The sequence below is a fragment of the Paraburkholderia sp. GAS41 genome, assembly GCF_050436545.1.
GTDB lineage: Bacteria > Pseudomonadota > Gammaproteobacteria > Burkholderiales > Burkholderiaceae > Paraburkholderia.
Genome location: NZ_JBNDMK010000002.1, coordinates 314,562 through 334,975 on the forward strand (window position 1 = coordinate 314,562; position 20,414 = coordinate 334,975).

The 20,414-nt window shown below is 62.3% G+C and carries 22 protein-coding genes; 16 read left to right on the forward strand and 6 right to left on the reverse strand.

Translation table 11 applies throughout. The features are described from left to right. Nucleotides 1-108 precede the first annotated feature (108 nt). From P3T43_RS04535 to P3T43_RS04550, 4 genes are all read right to left on the reverse strand, one after another. Nucleotides 109-504 (reverse strand): hypothetical protein, encoded by a 396-nt coding sequence (locus P3T43_RS04535; RefSeq protein WP_429279843.1) that lies wholly within the window; start codon nucleotides 502-504, stop codon nucleotides 109-111. 178 nt (nucleotides 505-682) lie between these two features. Further along, entirely contained in the window at nucleotides 683-943 is a 261-nt protein-coding gene (locus tag P3T43_RS04540; RefSeq protein ID WP_429279844.1) for a hypothetical protein, read from the reverse strand. After that, nucleotides 936-1,685 (reverse strand): DNA/RNA non-specific endonuclease, encoded by a 750-nt coding sequence (locus P3T43_RS04545; protein WP_429279845.1) that lies wholly within the window; start codon nucleotides 1,683-1,685, stop codon nucleotides 936-938. Before P3T43_RS04545 ends, P3T43_RS04540 begins: the two co-directional genes overlap by 8 nt. A 153-nt stretch (nucleotides 1,686-1,838) precedes the next feature. Further along, the gene (locus tag P3T43_RS04550; RefSeq protein WP_429279846.1) at nucleotides 1,839-2,198 is read right to left on the reverse strand and encodes a DUF3564 domain-containing protein; all 360 of its coding nucleotides are present in this window, start codon (nucleotides 2,196-2,198) and stop codon (nucleotides 1,839-1,841) included. Nucleotides 2,199-2,430: 232 nt separating this feature from the next. Here P3T43_RS04550 and P3T43_RS04555 point away from each other — a divergent pair, with 232 nt between their 5' ends. From P3T43_RS04555 to P3T43_RS04570, 4 genes are all read left to right on the forward strand, one after another. Next, entirely contained in the window at nucleotides 2,431-2,853 is a 423-nt protein-coding gene (locus tag P3T43_RS04555; protein ID WP_074293883.1) for a rubrerythrin family protein, read from the forward strand. 107 nt (nucleotides 2,854-2,960) lie between these two features. Further along, the gene (locus P3T43_RS04560; RefSeq protein ID WP_429279847.1) at nucleotides 2,961-4,298 is read left to right on the forward strand and encodes a heterodisulfide reductase-related iron-sulfur binding cluster; all 1,338 of its coding nucleotides are present in this window, start codon (nucleotides 2,961-2,963) and stop codon (nucleotides 4,296-4,298) included. 28 nt (nucleotides 4,299-4,326) lie between these two features. Next, nucleotides 4,327-4,908 (forward strand): DUF3501 family protein, encoded by a 582-nt coding sequence (locus tag P3T43_RS04565; protein WP_429279848.1) that lies wholly within the window; start codon nucleotides 4,327-4,329, stop codon nucleotides 4,906-4,908. A 122-nt stretch (nucleotides 4,909-5,030) separates the two neighbouring features. Further along, nucleotides 5,031-5,699 carry a DUF4410 domain-containing protein gene (locus P3T43_RS04570; protein ID WP_429279849.1) on the forward strand — a complete coding sequence of 223 codons (669 nt, stop codon included), beginning with the start codon at nucleotides 5,031-5,033 and terminating at the stop codon, nucleotides 5,697-5,699. Between the two features lie 108 nt (nucleotides 5,700-5,807). Here the strand turns inward: P3T43_RS04570 and P3T43_RS04575 are convergent, their stop codons facing one another. Continuing rightward, complete coding sequence (locus tag P3T43_RS04575) at nucleotides 5,808-7,505, reverse strand: acid phosphatase (RefSeq protein ID WP_429279850.1); 1,698 nt, start codon at nucleotides 7,503-7,505, stop codon at nucleotides 5,808-5,810. A gap of 470 nt (nucleotides 7,506-7,975) precedes the next feature. On the opposite strand from P3T43_RS04575, the gene P3T43_RS04580 reads away from it, so the two are divergent. Continuing rightward, complete coding sequence (locus tag P3T43_RS04580; RefSeq protein ID WP_429279851.1) at nucleotides 7,976-8,941, forward strand: IclR family transcriptional regulator; 966 nt, start codon at nucleotides 7,976-7,978, stop codon at nucleotides 8,939-8,941. A gap of 70 nt (nucleotides 8,942-9,011) precedes the next feature. Here P3T43_RS04580 and P3T43_RS04585 read toward each other — a convergent pair whose 3' ends face one another. Continuing rightward, nucleotides 9,012-10,052: a porin gene (locus P3T43_RS04585; protein WP_429280159.1), complete on the reverse strand. Its 1,041-nt coding sequence runs from the start codon at nucleotides 10,050-10,052 to the stop codon at nucleotides 9,012-9,014. Between the two features lie 462 nt (nucleotides 10,053-10,514). On the opposite strand from P3T43_RS04585, the gene P3T43_RS04590 reads away from it, so the two are divergent. From P3T43_RS04590 to P3T43_RS04640, 11 genes are all read left to right on the forward strand, one after another. Further along, on the forward strand, nucleotides 10,515-10,829 hold the full coding sequence (locus tag P3T43_RS04590; protein ID WP_429279852.1) for a non-heme iron oxygenase ferredoxin subunit: 315 nt from the start codon (nucleotides 10,515-10,517) through the stop codon (nucleotides 10,827-10,829). A gap of 1 nt (nucleotide 10,830) precedes the next feature. Next, nucleotides 10,831-11,142, forward strand: coding sequence for a recombinase-like helix-turn-helix domain-containing protein (locus P3T43_RS04595; RefSeq protein WP_429279853.1), 312 nt, complete (start codon nucleotides 10,831-10,833; stop codon nucleotides 11,140-11,142). Nucleotides 11,143-11,202: 60 nt separating this feature from the next. Then, complete coding sequence (locus P3T43_RS04600; protein WP_429279854.1) at nucleotides 11,203-12,303, forward strand: Rieske 2Fe-2S domain-containing protein; 1,101 nt, start codon at nucleotides 11,203-11,205, stop codon at nucleotides 12,301-12,303. Then, a complete protein-coding gene (locus P3T43_RS04605) occupies nucleotides 12,296-13,105 on the forward strand; it encodes an SDR family oxidoreductase (protein WP_429279855.1) in 810 nt (269 codons plus the stop codon). Before P3T43_RS04600 ends, P3T43_RS04605 begins: the two co-directional genes overlap by 8 nt. A gap of 27 nt (nucleotides 13,106-13,132) precedes the next feature. Then, complete coding sequence (locus tag P3T43_RS04610) at nucleotides 13,133-13,660, forward strand: cupin domain-containing protein (RefSeq protein ID WP_429279856.1); 528 nt, start codon at nucleotides 13,133-13,135, stop codon at nucleotides 13,658-13,660. Between the two features lie 131 nt (nucleotides 13,661-13,791). Next, nucleotides 13,792-14,688 carry an alpha/beta fold hydrolase gene (locus P3T43_RS04615; RefSeq protein ID WP_429279857.1) on the forward strand — a complete coding sequence of 299 codons (897 nt, stop codon included), beginning with the start codon at nucleotides 13,792-13,794 and terminating at the stop codon, nucleotides 14,686-14,688. After that, a complete protein-coding gene (locus P3T43_RS04620) occupies nucleotides 14,689-15,573 on the forward strand; it encodes an IclR family transcriptional regulator (RefSeq protein WP_429279858.1) in 885 nt (294 codons plus the stop codon). Next, nucleotides 15,573-16,379, forward strand: a complete 807-nt coding sequence (locus P3T43_RS04625) for an SDR family oxidoreductase (RefSeq protein ID WP_429279859.1) — start codon at nucleotides 15,573-15,575, stop codon at nucleotides 16,377-16,379. The genes P3T43_RS04620 and P3T43_RS04625 overlap by 1 nt, the downstream gene beginning before the upstream one ends. Beyond that, nucleotides 16,372-18,030 (forward strand): thiamine pyrophosphate-binding protein, encoded by a 1,659-nt coding sequence (locus tag P3T43_RS04630; RefSeq protein ID WP_429279860.1) that lies wholly within the window; start codon nucleotides 16,372-16,374, stop codon nucleotides 18,028-18,030. Before P3T43_RS04625 ends, P3T43_RS04630 begins: the two co-directional genes overlap by 8 nt. Beyond that, entirely contained in the window at nucleotides 18,023-18,862 is an 840-nt protein-coding gene (locus P3T43_RS04635; protein WP_429279861.1) for an aspartate dehydrogenase, read from the forward strand. The genes P3T43_RS04630 and P3T43_RS04635 overlap by 8 nt, the downstream gene beginning before the upstream one ends. 36 nt (nucleotides 18,863-18,898) lie before the next feature. Next, complete coding sequence (locus tag P3T43_RS04640) at nucleotides 18,899-20,404, forward strand: aldehyde dehydrogenase (protein ID WP_429279862.1); 1,506 nt, start codon at nucleotides 18,899-18,901, stop codon at nucleotides 20,402-20,404. Nucleotides 20,405-20,414: the final 10 nt, after the last annotated feature.

Here is a 20,414-nt window from a genome sequence, read left to right on the forward strand (position 1 = left end):
GACTGCAAGGCAAAAAAGGCGAGTCCGCAGACTCGCCCCTCCCCAAACGACATATTCGGCATCGACTATGACAACGTGGTGGCCGGATGATGTCGAGGACCGATCACCTTAGTTGGTCTTGGTGGTGTCGGTCTTGACGCCGTCGGACTTGACCGGCGCAGTGCTGGCCTCTTTGCTGCTATCCCCCTGGGCCTTGGTCTTTTCGGTGCTGGCAACGGCGGCGTGCTTCTTCTTGCCGACTTTGTGCGCCTGAGTCTTTTGCGTATGCGCGACCTCGGGTTTCTTGGCGTGAACCTTTGCGTCGGATTTCTCGGTGGACGTGCTGGCTTGCTTCGTCGACGTGTCGGCCTTCGCTGCATCAGTGGAAGTTGCGCCACCGGCTTTGAGATTTGCCTGTCCAGCCGCTTGAGTGGGTTGTTCGCCTGACATCGCCGGTGCGGCCGTTTGTGCGAAGGCCGTCGAAACGAGCAGGGCGGAAGCAAGCGCAGCGAAAATCGTCTTCATGGTTTAACTCCTGATGTCGCGGCTGAAAAAGGTTCAGCGCTGCCGGTTTAACGCTAGCCGGATCACAGGAGTTGACGCTGTTCTGGTGACAAAACGTAACGGCTGAAATAAATGCTTTTCATGCCGCGCGCGCGAATGTTCGCACGCGTCACGCCGTCGCCACAGGTGTAGAGGAAAACTAATTGAACGGATTATCCACAACGCCCGATTGTGCGTTGGGTTCATCCTTGATCCGTTCAGGCAGGTCTGCCTCTGCCCGCAGCGCACCGACGATGCTATCGAGCGCTTGCTGCAGCGCGAGTGCGGCCTTCAGGCCACGTTGATCCCTGGTCAACGCAAGCGTGCCGCTCAACGTGACCCGCGTCGTGCCATTGCTGACAGTGAGCGCGTCGCCTTGAATGTTGAGTACGTCGTCGTCATTCGAGAAAGCGTTAAACACCTTTAAGTCCTCCTGGACGCTGATCCTTCAACGACTCGGGAATGCCTGGAAAGCGGATCCCACTCATCGTTTCCAGTTCATGTACGGTTTTGATGTCGTAGCGATTTGTCGAGACATTGTCGACCACCACCGCAAACGCGGTTTGCCTCGACGGCACATAGATCAGCTTGAAAAACTGGGTCGGCACGAACACGCGGCTCGGTCCGATGGTTTGCAACTGCTGACCGCTGAACATCGGTCCGGTCACCACGTATGTATCGTCATTACGCAGCGCGATGTAACGCACCGAGGTTTCGATACGCGCCCAAAGGCGCTGATTGTTTTCGCGATTTTGCGGCACGATATTGGCCAGCGAAAACGACTGCGCCATGGCTTGCGGATTCCAGCGGTTGCCGGCGGGGCTCATATGGCCGCGATCGTAGCCGCTGCGTTTGTAGTCGGCGAGCGTCGCACCTTCGCCGTCGGGCAAACGCGCATCTTCGAAAAACTTGTTGGTGCGCACCATGTCTTGCGCGGCTTCAATATGGTCGCGCGTGAGATGTTCCGCGGACCACAACGGGCCGTGCGTGATACCGGAATGCAGAACGGCGAAATCGGCATAGCAAAGCATGCGCGTCTTCGGCGCCATCTTCGGATTGACCAGCACCGGCCACTGCGCGTTGGGCGTGAATTCCGTGCAGGAGGGGGCGGCCATCGCGTGGGCCGCGACGACGAACAATAGAAACGCAAACCACTTCTTCATGAGTCGGGCATCGGAGGAACGGGGGGCAAAAGTATAGCGTCGCCCGCAGGATTCCAGCGAGTGTTACGCGAGCGCGGGCGCACACCCGCCCGTCGCATTGCAGCATGCGTTATAGATGAAAAGCAGACGGCAACCCGATGTGCCTGGTGGCAATCAGCTGTCGAAAACGCGGTGTTCCGCGTGAACCGGCTGACGGTCGACCGCTTGCAAACGCCAATAGCCGGTCGCCGGCGCGCGCGCCTGGATGCCCGTCCACGCGGCCGAACCCTCTGCCGAGCTCACCCGTTGCTTACGGTCTACATGCAGACCGCGCAACGTGCACAGTGGCGCGTCGGTACTCGGGGCACACAGCGTCGTGACGCCGTCGGTGTCGTGCAATTCGCCCCAGGGGGGCAGATCGATCCCTTGATGCGCTTCGCGCGACCACCGGTGTTCGTCGGTGTCGAGCCATAGCACGGCATAGTCATGATTGACGGTGGGATCGGAACCATTGATGAGGATCGTCAAGCGCATGGTAGTTCCGTTACTCAGAGTGCGAAGTCGTCCACTACCAGTCTAGACGCAGGATCACGTTATGCAAGGCCAACGACTATCGGCGGCATTGAAAAACACTATTGGGGAACGTTCGACGCAGCTTCTAGATTTATAGGTACGGCGCAGCCACGCGCGTCTGCCCGGAAGCTACCGAGACGATCGATCGTCCACCGTCGCGCGCCCCACAATACAGGTTTGCATGGAGGCTCAGATGTCGCAACTCAAGGGTTCGAAGACCGAGGAAAATTTGAAGGCAGCATTCGCCGGCGAATCGCAGGCGAACCGTCGTTATCTGTATTTCGCAGCCAAGGCGGATGTCGAGGGTCAGAATGACGTAGCGGCATTGTTCCGCTCAACCGCTGAAGGCGAAACCGGTCACGCCCACGGTCACCTCGAATATCTGGAAGCGGTAGGCGACCCTGCCACCGGACTGCCGTTTGGTTCGTCGCGGCAAAATCTGCAAGCGGCGATTGCGGGCGAAACCCACGAATACACTGACATGTACCCGGGAATGGCAAAGTCGGCGCGCGAAGAAGGCTTCGACGAAATCGCCAACTGGTTCGAAACGCTCGCGAAAGCCGAGCGTAGCCACGCCAATCGCTATACGAAAGCGCTCGAAGCACTCGTCGACTGACACGGTACGCAGCGGCGCGAGCGCCGCCTCACTGAAACAGGCACTGGGAGCTTGCGGAAAGGGTCCGCAGGCTCTCCCGTTCGTGTGCAAACAAGGAGTCCAACTCCATGCCCCACAAAGAAGGCAGCCTCGAGGCGCCCACCCGGCATCCGCTCGACTGGCTTTCGGATGCGTTCTACGATCAGGATGCGCTCGACCTGGAACTGGCGCGCGTCTTCGACATCTGCGCGGGGTGTCGTCGCTGCGTCTCGTTGTGCGGTGCTTTCCCGACGCTGTTCGATCTGGTTGACGCCACCGACACCGGCGAAGCACACGAGGTCGACAAAGCCGAATTCGGCAAGGTGGTCGATCAGTGCTATCTGTGCGACCTGTGTTACATGACCAAGTGTCCGTATGTTCCACCGCATCCATGGGACGTCGATTTTCCGCATCTGATGCTGCGCGCCAAAGCGATTGATTACAAAAGGGGCGACGTCAAACTGCGCGACAAGTTTCTTTCGAATACCGATGCGCTAGGGCACATTGCAGGCATTCCGGTGGTGACGCAAACGGTGAACGCGGTGAATCGCACGGCGGCGGTGCGCGGCATCATGGAAAGCGCGCTCGGTGTCGACAAAAACGCGTGGCTACCCGATTTCGCTCCACGCAAATTCCGTAGTGCTGCGAAAAAGTCGCCGGCCGTTCAGGTGCGCGACGGAGAACGCACGCCTGGCAAAGTGGCGATCTATGCGACCTGCTACGTCAATTTCAACGAGCCGGGCATCGGCCACGATCTGCTCGCCGTGCTCGCACACAACGAGATTCCTTACGAACTGGTGAAAAGCGAAGCGTGTTGCGGCATGCCTTTGCTCGAGCAGGGCAACCTGCAGGGTGTCGCCGGTAAAAAGAAAAAGAACCTGCCGGTGCTCGCCAAATACGCTCGCGAGGGCTACGCGATTGTCGGCGCGATTCCAAGTTGCGTGCTGATGTACAAGCACGAGCTGCCGCTGATGTTCCCCGACGATGCCGACGTGCGCGCCGTCAGCGAGGCGTTTTGGGATCCGTTCGAGTACTTCGTATCGCGTCATCGCGACGGACTCCTGAAGACCGACTTCAAGACCGCGCTCGGCAAGGTGTCGTATCACGTGCCGTGCCATGCGCGGGTGCAAAACATCGGCCGTAAGACATCCGAAACTTTGGCACTCGTGCCGGATACGCAGGTCACCGTAGTCGAACGATGTTCCGGGCATGCCGGCACGTTCGGCGTCAAAAAGGAGTTTCACCGCACGGCGATGCAGATCGGCACGCCGGTTTTCAAGGCGATGGCGCGGCCGCACCCCGACTACATTTCCTCGGATTGCCAGCTGGCCGGCCATCATATTGAACAGGGGCTCGACGAGAACGGCTTGTCGAAAGGACAACTTGCGCATCCGCTCACGCTGCTGCGCAAGGCCTACGGCCTCTGACAACCCTGACTGTCTGTAAGGACTCATGATGAGCATCGCCCGCAATTCGCTGTTGTCGCTCGAAAGCTATTCGAAATCACGCATCGCCATGCGCGCCAAGGTGATCGAGCACAAGAAGGATCGCACCGTGCCGCTTGGCAACCATGTCACGTTCCTGTTCGAAGACGAAACGACGATCCGCTATCAGATTCAGGAGATGCTCCATATCGAGAAGATTTTCGACGAAGACGGAATTCAAGGAGAACTGAACGCCTATTTGCCGCTGGTCCCCGACGGCAGCAATCTGAAGGCGACGATGCAGATCGAATACGAAAACGAAATCGAACGGGCTGCGGCGCTGGCGCGCCTCATTGGCATCGAGGATCGTGTCTTCATGCAGGTAGAAGACGAGGCGCCGGTCTACGCGATCGCCGATGAGGATCTGGAGCGCGACAACGATCAGAAGACCTCCGCCGTGCACTTTGTGCGCTTCGAATTTACGCCCGCAATGAAAGCGCGACTACGCGACGGGGCGGCGTTGCAGATTGGCTGCGATCATCCGAATTATCCGGTGCCCACGCAAACCGTCGAGCCACGCGTGCGCACGGCGTTGGCGAAAGATCTCACGTGATCGGGCGGGGCGAACGGCGCGCAATGAACGCAAGCCTGTGCGCTGCGCGCGTGCGGGCCTTTTAGGTGACGCGTACGGCCATGTAGGATAGGGCGTCGAGAGGACGAACGCGGAGGCGCGTCATGGTGCGTCAATGGTTGCAGTCCGCCCTTGCGGGGGTGTGGCTCAGTGCGATCAGCGTCGCCAGCCTGGCGGCTGGCGGTCCACCTTTTCCGGCGCCCGCGCCGGTCGTCTATGTGGCGGATTTCGATCTCGATGCCGCCAGCGTCAAGCCGGATAGCGGTCCCGGCAGCCGTCTGCGGCTTCTCGGCGGCGTGTTGCCGGGCGGACCGTTGCGGTCGTCGAAAGACCCGCAGACGCATGCGAAAGAGATCGTCAACAAAATGGCTGACGACCTGGTTGGCGATCTGCAGCAGGCAGGCGTCGACGCGCGCCGGGTCATGGCAGGCGAGGCCGCGCCAGCGCAAGGCTGGGAGGTGCGCGGCGTGTTCCTGAGCGTCGATGACGGTAACCGGCTGCGACGTGCCGTGGTGGGTTTCGGCGCCGGGCAGAACGACTTGCAGGTCGCCGTCACGCTCGACGACCTCTCCGTGCCTGATCAGCCGCCGCTTTACGAGAGCACCGAGGAAGGCACGAGCAAAGACAAACCCGGCGCCTTCATCAAACTCAACCCCTACGTGATCGCCGCGAAGTTCGTGATGGCCGGTCACGATGAGGCATCGACCATCAAAAATACGGCGCAGCAGATTTCAGATGCGGTGGTGGCGAAGTTGAAAGCCAAACTGCAGTGACCGCAGGACAGGCGCACAGGCTTGCCTCTCACTGAGGTGAGTGCCCACTCATTACTTTATGCGCACAAATCGCGATCCCGCCGAGCCAGCGGGATCGCTATCAACATCTCACGCGAGATCGAGCGTTCCGGTGAGATCGCCTAGCGGCGCGAGGCCGTTTTGCGCGAATGCGCGGTCCCGTGCGGCCACCCCTTCAAGTGGCGGCAAGCCGTGCACCCGGCTAATGAAGCGCAGGATCGAGTTGGTGTCGTAGACGGTGTGGTCCACGTAACCCTTTTTCGCGAGCGGCGAAACGACCAGCGCCGGAATACGTGAACCCGGACCCCAGCGGTCGCCCTTTGGCGGCGACACTGGATCCCACCAGCCGCCGTTTTCGTCGACGGTCACGATCACCACCGTATTCGCCCACTGCGGACCGCGCTGCAGATGCTCGATCACCGTAGCGATATGACGGTCGCCCGATTCGACGTCCGCGTAGCCCGCGTGCATGTTCAGATTGCCTTGCGGTTTATAGAACGTGACGGCGGGCAAGCGTCCAGCTTCGATGTCGGCGATCAGGCGGTTGGTCGAGGCATCGTCGCCCACGCCGGCGTCGCGCAGATGCTGGCGGCGCGCGTCGGTGCCCGGCGCGAAGCTCACGAAGTAATTGAACGGCTGATGGTGGTACTGGAAGTCGGGCACATTGCCGGTGTCGCGATGGTCGATCGCGTATTGCCACGCGCCGGAGTACCACGCCCAGTCGACGCCCTTGTCCGACAGGCGATCGCCGATCGTTGCGTAGTTTTGCGGCGGCAACACGCGCGGATTCGACGGATCGGCAAACGCCGGGTTGCCTCCCGCCGCAGGCTGCACGAAGCTCGGCTGGTACGGCGGCGCCATGGTGTTGACGGCATAGCCGTCGGGCGTAAACAGGCCGTCGTTGACGAACTTGGGCGGACCGTCGAGCGCCGACGCTGGCGAATGGTCGGCAAGTTTCAAGCGCGTACCGGTGGGATCATCACCTTCGACTGCGGAGACGAACGCCTTGGCCGCGCCGTTATGCACATCGGGCACCAACGGCGCCTGCCCGGAGATCAGGAAGATGTGGTTCAGCCAGGAGCCGCCGAAGGCCGCCATGAAGAAGTTGTCGCACAGCGTGTATTGCTGCGCGAGGTTCCAGATCCGTAGCGTTTCGGCGGAATTGCGGTAGTGGCCCATCACCAGCCCGCCGGAGTCGGCCCACGCGACAAACTGATTGTTGCGGCCGGCGTTGATCTGCATCTGGTTCTGATAGAAGCGATGCACGAGGTCGCGGGTGATCACGCCAGTCGGCAGCGGCGCACCTTCGGTATCGGCGATACGGAACGGCTGGTTGCGCAGATCGACAATCGCGTTCTCGCCGATCATGTAGCGCTTGCCGCCCACGTCCTGCGCCTGCGGCACGAGTCCACCCCAGATTTTCGGCAACTGCGCCAGCGGCGTTTTGCCGTCGCGGTCGAGCTGCACGTAGCGTTCTGCCGGCACCGCGTCGAGCGGATGCTGCACGCCGGGGAAATTGCCATACAGGTTCGCAAAGCTGCGGTTCTCGGCGTAAATCACCACGATGTGGCGCACCTGGTCATGCAAGGCGGCGTCGAGCCTGAGGTCGGCTGCGCTTTTCGAGGTGGCTGCCGCCTGCTGTTCGGTATTGCAGCCGGCGAGCGCAAGTCCGAAGCCGACCGCCGCGATCCCGGTGAGGACCCGGCGGCGCTCGGGATTGTCGGGGCCCTCGTCCACGCCGGGTTCAGGGTTCGCGTGCGGCAGGGGCAAATCGTCCTTCTGATTCATTGAGCGGGTTCCTCCGGTCGGGGTGCTTCGGCGCGTCCGTTATCCGGGGCGCTTTACACCGGGTATTTCGCACTTCGTTTTTGCGGCTCGCTTGCTGAAGCGGGGAAATGTCTTCGTCGACCGCACGATGTGGGCGCGCGTCGACGATCTGCCAATGATCGCGCGAGAGAGGTTGTTTTTGTGTGTCAGGCGGCGTTCGGACGGGCGAATGTTGTGAAGGATCGACATTTCGATTGCCTTGCGATCGTCGGTGACCGCGGCGGATTCGGTCAACGCATGAGTGGAACGGCGTTCGGAACGGCCGAGACGCCGCGATGCCGTGATACCGCCATGCCGAAACGCTGCGATGCCGCTACGCCATGCCGCCACGCCGGCGCCACGGCCCGTCGTGCCGGGCGTGCCCGATAGGCCCGCGACGCTTCGCGCTATCATGCTGACCTGTAGACGACCAGTACAAACCACAGCCGTATATGGCAAAAGAAGACATGACAGGAGCGGGACGCAAACCGGCCAGGCCGCGCGGCGATGCGCCGCCGGCTCGCGACGAGGCCACAGAATCCGTCGATCCCAACGAAACCGCCGACGAAGAGGGCGCTGGCGGCTCGACCTACCTTGTGCCCGGCCTCGAACGGGGTCTGCGCATCCTCGCGGAATTCACCGCCCGTGAGCCGGTACTCGGCGCACCGGAGTTATCGAAGCGCATCGGCATTCCTCGCACCACGACCTTCCGCTTGCTGCAGACGCTCGCAGCGCTCGGCTTTCTGGAGCGCGTGAACGGCGACCGTCATTTCCGGCTGGGCGTGGCGGTTTTGCGGCTGGGCTTCGAGTATCTGAGTTCGCTCGAATTGACCGACATCGGTACGCCGCTCCTCGAACGCCTGCGCGACGCAACCGGACTCAGCACGCATCTGTTGATTCGCGATCAGCGCGACGTGGTGTTCGTGGCCAAAGCGCAGACGCACGATCCCATGTTCAGCTCGGTCAAGGTGCACGTTGGCACGCGTTTGCCGGCACACGCCACCGTGCATGGTCAGGTGCTGATGGGCGATCTGAGCTACGAGGAGCTGCGCCAGCTTTATCCGGACGCGCAACTGGAACGCTTTACGGATCGCACGCCGGCAACAGTCGAAGAGTTGAACGAGCGCGTGCGGGAAAGCGCGGCGCTGGGTTACGCGGTGAGCGAGGCATCATTCGAGCGGGGCATTTCAGTGGTGACGGCACCGGTGCGCGACCAGACCGGTCGCATCGTAGCGGCTTTGACGGTGACGGTGCCGCGCTCGGATATCGGCGAGGCCGGCGAACGCGAGCCGTTGATCGCGGCGGTGTGCAACGCGGCGATCAATCTGTCGACGCGCCTCAACTACCGACCGCGTCCGGACGATCCGACGATGGTCGCGGCACGCCGCAGCGCTCTGGCAGCCAATCAGGCGAACTAAGCGAACCAGGCGCGCGGAGTGCTGCAGAAACCACCGCCGCCGCCCATCTCACAACCCGCCGCAAACGCACTCAGAACGAGTGATGAATCCCGGTCAGGACGATCGTCTGATTGCGGCTGTTGGAAACGCCCGCCGTAAAGAACGCAGCGTCCGTATTCGACCCCGCGCGCTCGTAGAGCGCATTCACATACACCTGTGTGGACTTCGACAGCGCATAGATATCGCCGATCTCAAACTGCGTCCAGCGATGGCCGTCGAAGCTCGTCGTCGCAGCGCCGCCCGCGACGCTGTTAAACGGCGTGAACTGATAGTTCGCGCCGGCGTCGTAGCTCTGATACGTGGTCGAGTACCCTGGGTTGTCCAGTTTCACGCGGGTGTACAAGCCATGCACCAGCAATTTGCCGAACTGGTACGACAGGCCGGCGCCCATGTTCTGCATCTTGTCTGCCGTGTAAGTTGCGGCCGCGACACCCTGAAAGTTCGTGATGCCCGTCGTGATGATCGACGGCGTCCGGTTGTGCTCGTCCGAATACACCGCGCCGGCCTTGAACGGACCGTTCGCATAGCTCGCCGCGAAGCTCAAGGTGCGGCCGGTCGCAAAGTTGGTTGTGTTGCCGAGACCCATCATCGCGCCGAATGAAAAGCCACTGAAGGTCGTCGAACGGAACTTCACCGAGTTATTAAACGGGACGACACTCGTGTCGGCGAGTTCGTCGATATTGCCCGGGTGAAACGCATACCAGCTGGCGGCGAGATAACCCGTGCTGAGCGGGCCGAGCACGTCGAAATTGAACGGCGTCTGGCGGCCCAGCGTCAGTGAGCCGACCTGATCCGAGGTCAACCCTACATACGCCTGACGGTTCCATAGCGTGCCGGGCGATGACATCGCACCGGTCGTCGTGGCGAAGCCGTTTTCCAGCTGGAAGAGGGCGTGCAGACCGCCGCCCAGATCTTCCACACCCCTGAAGCCCCAACGGTCGGGCTGCATGTTGCCCTGTTCCGCCATCCATTTCGTTGCGCCACCCACATTGCTGACGTACGCGACGCCGGCGTCGAGACTGCCGTACAGCGTGACGCTGCTTTGTGCCCACGTCCCTGGCGCGGCGCACATCGCGAAAAGACCGATTGCAATGATTCGTTTCACCGTTGGTTCTCCTGACGAATGGCTCGCTTCCATTGCGTCGTCCGTATTGCGTTGAATGAGGGAGCGGTAGTCGTGGTTCAAGCGCCAGAACTTCGCTTCTTTGTGTTCCACCTATGGACGTTTGTATCGCCTATGGAAAGTATAGGGTCTTTAGAAGTGGTCAAAATAAATTTTTGGGCCCCGAGGAAACCCGAATGCCGTGTGAGCGATTGCTTCGGATGACGAAGGAAAAGTCTTATGAAATAGACACGTACGGCATGGATGACGGTGAGCCTCGGAGGCAGCGAGGTCTCGTTACGGCGCTACATCGGTGTTTTCCCCTAACGCCGCAGATTTTTCTTTTTTTCCTGCTTGGACGACTCCTATAATTGTCCATACACGAACTGATGTTTCTTAGATGGAACAAAAGACTTCAGGAGAAGGTGGCACATGACTGAACAATGGCGTTGCGCCGGACATGCCGGCGAACTGTCCGAAGACGCGCCGCTCGAGTTCAAGCTCGACGGCACGGAGATCGGCATCTACCGGGTGGGCGATGCGCTGTACGCGCTGGAAAACGTCTGCCCGCATGCATACGCGTTGCTGACGCAAGGGTTTGTCGACGGCGATACCGTCGAATGCCCGCTGCACGAAGCCGTATTTCATATCCCGACGGGAAAATGCCTGAAAGAGCCGGGCGGCCGCGACCTGAAGGTGTATGCGGTCCGTCTTGCCGGTGAAGAAATCCAGATCAAGGTGGAATGACATGCAAGAGCAAGCCGTGAAATTCAATCCCTCCCTGAAGCCGTGGCTCGCGCCGCAGCCGAACAACGTGGCCGGCAAGGGTGTCATCGAAAAGCCGGGTGAGGCGCAAAACCTCGTGTGGCAAAACCGCAAGGCCGAGCCGACGCAATACGAGAACGATTTCGGCGACGCGCTCGAAAAAGTTTTCGAGGCCGGCGCGGTGGAATTGGAGGATGTCGTGGCGGGTTTGAACCGCGCAGGCTTCCGCACGCCGGAAGGCGCGAGCTGGACGGCCGAACGCCTCACTGCCGAATTCCGCCTGCTCGCTGAATAAGCGCGCTACCCAGACACACCTCGCGAACCCGTCGCACGTTCACGTATCCGGAGTTTCTCCATGACGTCCCCCACATCCCACACCACGACGGACAACGGCACGGCCGATCCGCTTCAGTCTTATCTCGACCTCGGTCTGCGCAACTACTGGTATCCGGTTGCGCCGAGCTGGCAGGTGGGCAACGCGCCGATCGGGCTGACGCGTCTTGGCGATCAGATCGTGCTGTGGCGCGATCAGGAAGGCCATGTCCATGCACTCGAAGACCGTTGCCCGCACCGCGGCGCGCGCCTGTCGCTCGGCTGGAATCTGGGTGGCAGCGTCGCATGCTGGTATCACGGCATCGAGATCGACGGCGGCGGTACTGTCACCAAGGTGCCGGCCGTTTCGAACTGCCCGCTGGAAGGCCAGAAGTGCGTGAAGTCGTATCCGGTTGAAGAACGCGCCGGCGCGGTCTTCCTGTGGTTCGGCGACGACGCCCATAAGGAACCCGCTCCGCTCGCGCTGCCGGAAGAACTGGTTGGTGAGGAGTACGCAAGCTTCCTGTGCATGTCGAACTGGAAGTGCAATTACCAGTACGCGATCGACAACGTGATGGACCCAATGCACGGCGCGTATCTGCATGCCACGTCGCATTCCATGGCCGAGGGTGACAAACAGGCCGACATGCGCGTGCGCAAGACCGATACCGGTCTGATGTTCGAGAAAGTTGGCCAGCGCGACGTCAATTTCGACTGGGTCGAGCTTGGCGAAACCGGCTGCCTGTGGATGCGTCTCGCGATTCCGTACAAGAAGAAGTTTGGCCCCGGCGGCAACTTCGGGATCATCGGCTTCGCGGTTCCTGTCGATGAAGACAACTGTCAGGTGTACTTCTGGCGTACCCGCAAGGTCTCGGGCTGGCAGCGCGACGCATGGCGCTTCCTGTACCGCAACCGCCTTGAAGGTTTGCATTGGGACGTGCTGGAACAGGACCGCTATGTCCTCGAAAGCCTGGCGCCGAATGCACGCAAGCACGAATTCCTCTACCAGCACGATGTCGGCATGACGCGCGTGCGGCGCATGTTGCGCCAGCGTGCGCAGCAGGACTTTGACGCGCTGGCGACACACCGCGCGCAAGCTGCCACGGCTGAAACCGGCGCTGCAGCAGGGCATAGCCATGCATGATGCTACCGCTACCGCTACCGCTACCGCTACCGCTACCGCTACCGCTGCGGCTGCGACGTTGAGCGGCCGACGCGTCATCGTCACGGGCGGCGCGCGTGGCCTCGGTGCGGTGTTTGTCCGGTCGCTGGCGCAAGCCGGTGCGCGGGTCGCCTTTGGCGACGTCCTGCACGACGAAGGCAGAGCCCTCGCCGACGCACTACAGCGTGAAGGCCACGCCGTGCATTTTGTGCCGCTGGATCTCGCGGACCCTTCGAATATCCAGGACTTCGTCGCTCAGGCTGTTGCGTCACTCGGCGGGCTCGACGCGCTCATCAACAACGCCGCTATTACCAGCTCGGGCGGCAAGTTCGCCGGCGAACTGGCGGTGGATACATGGGACGCGGTGATGAACGTCAACGTGCGCGGCACCTGGTTGATGAGCGCGGCGGCGCTGCCGCATCTGCGTGACTCGGGCCGCGGGGCGATCGTCAACATTGCCTCGGATACCGCCATGTGGGGAGCGCCGAAGCTGCTGGCGTATGTCGCCAGCAAGGGGGCCGTGATCGCGATGACTCGCTCGCTGGCCCGCGAATTTGGCACGCACGGCATCACGGTCAACGCGATTGCACCGGGCTTGACCGAAGTCGAAGCCACCGCCTACGTGCCGGCCGAACGCCACGAGTACTACCTGAAAGGCCGCGCGCTGAACCGCGCCCAGGTCCCCGACGACGTGACGGGACCGGTCCTGTTCCTGTTGTCCGATGCCGCACGTTTCGTGACCGGCCAGTTGTTGCCGGTCAACGGCGGCTTCGTGATGAATTGATCTTGTCTTAAGTGAAAGGAGAAAGAGATGGCGGACACCGATATCGAACGTAAATCGTGGGATCAACCCACGGAAGCCAGCTTTGCGCAGTGGATGGAAACACGCGTCGCACGCCTTGCAACCCGTCGCTACGACTGGGACGCGCTGAAGTTCCAGGCCGACTATGACCCGAAGTATCGCCGTGCGCAGATGCGCTATGTCGGCACGGGCGGCACGGGTGTCGCGAAGGACGTCAACACGGTGCCGGCTGGCGGCTTCACGTTCTCGACGATGGTGATTCCGGCCGGCAATATCGGGCCAAGCCATATTCATATGGATGTCGAAGAGATTTTCTTCGTACTGCGCGGCAAGATGAAAGTGATCTGCGAGCGTGACGGCGAGACCTGGGAATCGGTGCTCGGCGAACGTGACCTGATTTCGGTGCCGCCGGGCGTGTATCGCACGGAAGTGAATATCGGTGAAGAAGATGCGTTGATGTGCGTCATGCTGGGTTCACCGAAGCCGATCACGCCGACCTATCCGCCGGATTCGCCGTTGGCCAGCTTGAAGCGTTAGGCGCGAAGCGTCAGGCGGCACGCGACGCCGCTGATTGAGCGCCACGCGCCAGCAATCCTGCAAACGGCAATCCGTGCACCAAGCGGTTGCCATCTTGACCCTACGAAATTTTGTACTCGCAGATAGAAACCATGTCCGCTGTCCCGTCCGTCACTGCTGATCTCGCTGCCCGGCTCGAAGCGCGTCTTGCGCGCTTTCCCGCGCAGCAGGCTGTCGTTGCGGCAGGCAGGACGGTGGGGTATCGCGAAACAGGCAACGCTTATGTGAGCCACGACACGTTGCCACTCGTGCTGTTGCATGGAATCGGCTCGGGTGCGGCGTCGTGGCTGCAGCAGTTCGAAGTGCTCGGCGCGACGCGGCAGGTGCTTGCATGGGATGCGCCGGGGTATGGTGTCTCCACGCCGGTCGCACCCGCTTCCCCCAACGCCTCGGATTACGCAGCAGTACTGTGCAATTGGCTCGACGCGTTGCGTATTGAACGTTGCATGCTCGTCGGCCATTCGCTGGGCGCGATCATCGCGGGCGCATTTGCTGCTGCAAATCCGCGGCGGGTCGCGGGCCTGTTATTGATCTCGCCTGCCGCCGGTTATGGCGCAGCGGCGCCCGATGTGCGCGAGCCGAAGCGCGACCAGCGTCTCGCCATGCTCGCCGAACTCGGTCCCGCAGGCCTCGCGGAGAAGCGCAGCGCAAACATGCTCTCGCAACATGCGGACGACACCGCGCGCGCATGGGTGCGCTGGAACATGGCGCGCATCGTGCCGCAAGGTTATGCGCAAGCCACACACCTGCTCGCCAACGCCGATCTCGCCGCCGACCTCAGCCAGTTTCACGGTCGCATCAACGTGGCGGTGGGTGCGGAGGACGCGATCACGCCGCCGTCCGCTTGCGAACGCCTGGCCCAGGCCGCGCGTACGCCGCTGCAGGTCGTGCCGCGCGCCGGCCACGCCGGTTATATCGAAGCCGCTGACACGTACACCGCGATCATCGATACCTTCTGCCGCGCCAGCGCGGCACCACGGAGCCACTGAATGACGCCCGACACGATTCGCGCCGAGCGCGTAGCCGACGAAGACCAGGACGACGACCGTGCCGACTCCGGTTACAAGGTGCCTGGTCTCGAACGCGGACTGAAGATTCTTACCCAGTTTTCGCCTCGCGAGCCGGTACTCGGTGCGCCGGAGTTGTCCCGGCGCCTGAAGATTCCCCGCACGACGGTGTTCCGTCTGCTGCAGACACTCGAGTCGCTCGGTTTTCTGGAGCGCGCCGACAAGGACCGCAACTACCGCCTTGGCGTCGCGGTGCTGCGGCTCGGCTTTGAATACCTGAGTTCGCTCGAACTGACCGACCTCGGTTTGCCGATCATCGAGGCCTTGCGCAATGAGACTGGCCTGACGAGCCACATCCTGATTCGCGACGGACGCGACGTGGTGTTCGTCGCCAAGGCGCAAAGTCATACGCCGATTTTCAGTTCGGTGAAGGTGAACGTTGGAACGCGCCTGCCAGCGCATGCGACGACGCACGGTCAGGTGCTGATGGGCGATCTGACGCTCGACGAACTGCACACGCTGTACCCCGAGTCGAAACTCCACCGCTATACGAAGCTCACGCCGGAAACCGTCGACGAGCTTTACGAGCGGATTCGTGACGACGCTCAACGCGGCTTTGCCGTCAGCGAGTCGTCGTTCGAACGCGGCATTTCGGTTGTGACGGCGCCGGTGCGGAACGACACGGGCCGTATCGTCGCAGTGATTACGACCACCATTCCGCGCGCTGAAATCGATGCGTCGCTGCTCGACAGCGGCCTGATCGACAAGGTCCGTCACGCGGCCGACGAACTCTCGCAGCGCCTGAACTACCGGCCCAAGCACGGGCCGGGTGCGGGCAGCCAATACATGAAGGCATTGGGGCTCTGATGATCCAGATCGATTTGACCGGGCAGGTGGCGGTGGTGACGGGCGGTTCGTCCGGCATCGGCCTCGCAACTGCCGAACTGTTTCTTCAGGCGGGCGCGTCGGTGGCGATCTGCGGTCGCGATGCCGAACGGCTCGCGCAGGCAGAGGCGTCGTTAAAGGCGCGCTTCCCGACCGCGCAACTGCTGGCTGCGCGCTGCGATGTGCTCGACGCAGACGAAGTGAACGCCTTCGCACAAACCGTGCAGCGCCGTTTCGGCCGCACCGACATGCTGGTGAACAACGCCGGCCAAGGCCGCGTTTCGACCTTCGCGGACACAACTGATGACGCCTGGCGTGAAGAACTGGACCTGAAGTATTTCAGCGTGATTCGCCCGACCCGCGCCTTCCTGCCGATGTTGCGCGATGCAGCCGGGACAGGCAACGCGTCGATCGTCTGCGTGAATTCGCTGCTGGCGCTACAACCCGAGCCGCATATGGTGGCGACGTCCTCGGCACGCGCCGGTCTGCTCAGTCTGATCAAGTCGCTCGCGGTCGAACTGGCGCCGCAGCGCATCCGCATGAACTCGATCCTGATCGGCATCGTCGAGTCCGGCCAATGGCGCCGTCGTTTCGACACGCAAGCTGCGCCCGGTCAGAGCTGGGAAGACTGGACCGCAGAACTCGCACGCAAGAAGAACATCCCGCTTGGCCGCTTCGGCCGTCCCGAAGAGGCCGCGCAGGCACTCTTTTATCTGGCTACCCACCTGTCGTCGTATACGACCGGCAGTCATATCGATGTCTCTGGAGGCAATGCACGACATGTCTAACACCACCACCGTCGGCGAGCTGATTGCCGCCTTTCTCGAGCAATGCGGCGTTCATACTACGTTCGGCGTCATTTCGATCCACAACATGCCGATCCTCGACGCGATCAACAAGCGCGGCAACATCCGCTATGTCGGCGCGCGCGGCGAAGCCGGCGCGGTCAACATGGCCGACGGCCTGGCGCGCGTGTCGGGTGGCCTGGGCGTTGCGTTCACCAGCACCGGCACGGCAGCCGGCAATGCGGCGGGTGCCATGGTCGAAGCGCTGACCGCGGGCACGTCGCTGCTGCACATCACCGGGCAGATCGAAACCGAGTATCTGGATCGGGACCTCGCGTATATCCACGAAGCGCCGGACCAGTTGTCGATGCTGTCGTCGATCTCGAAGGCGGCGTACCGCGTGCGTACCGTCGAAACCGCGCTGCCGACGATCCGCGAAGCCGTGCGCGTAGCGCAAACCGCGCCGAGCGGTCCGGTGAGCGTCGAGATTCCGATCGACATTCAGGCCGCCGAAATCGAGTGGCCGGCGGATATGGGCGCGCCGCACGTGACCACCCTCACGCATGACAGCAAGCGCGTCGAGCAACTCGCGGACGCGCTGGTCAAGGCTAAACGCCCGTTGTTGTGGCTGGGCGGCGGCACGCGTCACGCTCGCGCGGCGGTGGAGCGACTGGTGGCGCTGGGCTTCGGCGTCGTGACCAGCGTGCAGGGTCGCGGGATTCTGCCGGAAGATCATCCGGCGACACTCGGTGCGTTCAACGTGCATGCATCGGTGGAAAGCTTCTACAAGACCTGCGACGCAGTCCTCGTGGTCGGCTCGCGTCTGCGTGGCAACGAAACGCTGAAGTACAAGCTCGCGTTGCCGCAACCGCTGTATCGCGTGGACGCTGATGCGCTCGCCGACAACCGCGGCTATCGCAACGATCTGTTCGTGCATGGCGACGCCGTTGCAGTACTGGAAGAACTGGCCACGCGGCTCGAAGGTCGTCTGAAGGTCGATCCGGCGTTTGGCGCCGATCTGGCCGCCGCTCGCGAAATCGCCGTGGCCGACGTGGGCAAGGGCCTCGGCCCGTACAAGCGTCTGGTCGACGCGCTGCAGCGCTCGGTCGGCACCGACTACAACTGGGTGCGCGACGTCACCATTTCGAACAGCACGTGGGGCAACCGCCTGCTGAGGATCTTCGCGCCGCGCGCAGGCGTGCATGCGCTGGGCGGTGGCATCGGTCAGGGCATGCAGATGGCGATTGGCGCTGCACTGGCTGAAACCGCCGCGAAAACCGTGTGCCTGGTGGGCGACGGCGGTCTGATGGTCAACGTCGGCGAACTTGCGACGGCCGTGCAGGAAAACGCCAACGTCATGATCGTGCTGATGAACGATCAGTGCTATGGCGTGATCCGCAACATTCAGGACGCGCATTATGGCGGCCGCCGCTGCTTCGTCGATCTGCATCAGCCGGATTTCGCGCAGTTCTGCGAAAGCCTGAAGCTCACGCATTACCGCATCAAGTCGCTCGACGACGCGGACGAAATCATCCGCGAGGGTCTGGCGAAGACTGGCCCGGTGCTGGTCGAAGTGGACATGCTGTCGGTGGGCTCGTTCGCCACCGCGTTTGCCGGGCCGCCGGTCAAGAAGCAGGAGCCTGAACATGCTTGATGGCCGACAGTTGGGGCATCCTGGGCATCACGCGCCTGTCGATGTTGCGATGATCGGCTTCGGCGCGATCGGCCAGGCCGTGTATCGCTCGGTCGTCGCGGATCCTCAGGTGCGCGTCTCGCACGTGATCGTGCCCGAGCGGCATGCGGCGGCGGTGCGGGACGTGGTGGGCGCGTCGGTGGACGTGGTGTCGTCGGTGGCGGCGCTGAATAGCCGCCCGCAGTTCGCGCTCGAATGTGCAGGCCACAGCGCCCTGGTCGATCACGTGGTCCCGTTGCTGAAGGCTGGAACGGATTGCGCGGTGGCGTCGATCGGTGCGCTATCCGACGTGATGTTGCTCGATGCGCTCTCCGCAGCGGCGGACGAAGGCGACGCGACGCTGACGTTGCTGTCCGGCGCGATTGGCGGCGTGGATGCGCTGGCTGCGGCGAAACTGGGTGGCCTCGACGAGGTGCTGTACACCGGCCGCAAGCCGCCCACGGGCTGGCTCGGCACGCCCGCCGAAGACGTGTGCGATCTGCAGACGCTCACGGAAGAACGGATCATTTTCGAAGGCAGCGCGCGCGAAGCGGCGCGGCTGTATCCGAAGAACGCCAATGTGGCGGCGACGATTGCGCTGGCGGGTCTCGGCCTCGATCAGACGATCGTACGGCTGATCGCAGATCCGACGGTCACGCGCAACGTGCACCGGATTCTGGCGCGCGGCGCGTTCGGCGAGATGTCGCTGGAAATGTGCGGCAAGCCATTGCCCGACAACCCGAAGACTTCCGCGCTGACCGCATTCAGCGCGATCCGTGCCTTGCGCAACCGCGCGGCGCGCTGTGTGATCTGACCTGATTGAATTGACGTAACCGAGCGGATGACCGACATGACTCACTTCGATACCAGCCTTGTGCCCACCGGCGATGTTTTCATCGGCGGCGAATGGCGGCAAGGGCGTGGCAACCCGTTCACAAGCCTGTATCCGGCGGATCAGTCGGTCAATATGGAAATCTCCACGGCCAACGCCGATGATGCTCGCGAGGCAGTCGAAGCGGCTGACGCAGCATGGCGCAAACCGGACTGGGCAGGCCTGAAGCCGCATCAGCGCGCGCTGGTTCTGTACCGCATCGCCGACCTGATCATGGCGAAGCACGAAGCGCTTGCGCAACTGCAACGGCGCGACAACGGCAAGCCCATCAACGAAACGCGCGTGCTGGTGGCGAGCGCTGCCAACACCTTCCGCTATTTTGGTGCTTGCCTCGAAACGCTGGACGACGAACTCACGCCTTCGCGCGGCGACTATATGACGATGAGCGTGCATGAGCCGATTGGCGTGATCGCGGCGATTACGCCGTGGAATTCGCCCATCGCCTCGGACGCGCAAAAACTTGCCCCTGCGCTTGCCGGCGGCAACGCGGTGGTTTTGAAGCCCGCCGAAGTGACGCCGCTGGTGTCGCTCGCACTTGCGCGCATCTGCGAAGAAGCCGGCGTGCCGAAAGGCGTGCTCAGTGTGCTGCCGGGCAAAGGCTCGGTGATCGGCGACGTGCTGGTGCGCCATCCGCTCGTGAAGAAAGTGTCGTTCACCGGCGGTACCGAAGTGGGCCGCGGCATCGCGCGCATTGCCGCGGACAAGCTGATGCCGGTCTCGCTGGAACTGGGCGGCAAGTCGCCGACCATCGTGTTCGATGACGCCGATATCGAGCATGCAGTCAACGGCGTGCTGTACGGCATTTTCAGTTCGTCGGGCGAAGCGTGTATCGCGGGCTCGCGCCTGTTCGTGCAGCGTCCCATCTACGACGCGTTCATGCAGCGTCTGGCCGAAGGTGCGCGCAAGCTGCGGGTCGGCGATCCCTCGCGCGCTGAAACGCAAATGGGTCCGCTGATTACGCCGGCACATCGCGAATCGGTGGAGCGGTATGTTGCTTTGGGTCTGGAGGAAGGCGGTCGTTTGTTGTGTGGCGGTGAACGTCCCGTAGGCGACGGACGTGAAGCAGGCAATTTCTATCAGCCGACCATTCTCGAGGGCCTCGCGAATAGCGCACGCATTTGCCAGGAAGAAATTTTCGGACCGGTGCTGGTCGCCATGCCGTTCGACGACGAAGCCTCGTTGCTCAAGGAAGCCAACGACAGCGTGTTCGGTCTCGCCGCGGGCATCTGGACGCGCGACTACAAGCGCGCATGGCGCGTCGCGCGCGCGCTCGAAGCGGGCACCGTGTGGATCAATACCTACAAGCTGTTCTCGATCTCCACGCCGTTCAGCGGCTGGAAAGACAGCGGTCTGGGGCGCGAGAAAGGCCGTCTTGGCATCCGCGAATACATGCAGCAGAAGAGCCTCTACTGGGGCTTGAACGACGCGCCTTTGGCATGGGCCAATGCGCCGCGGGCGAACTAAGTAAGAGGCA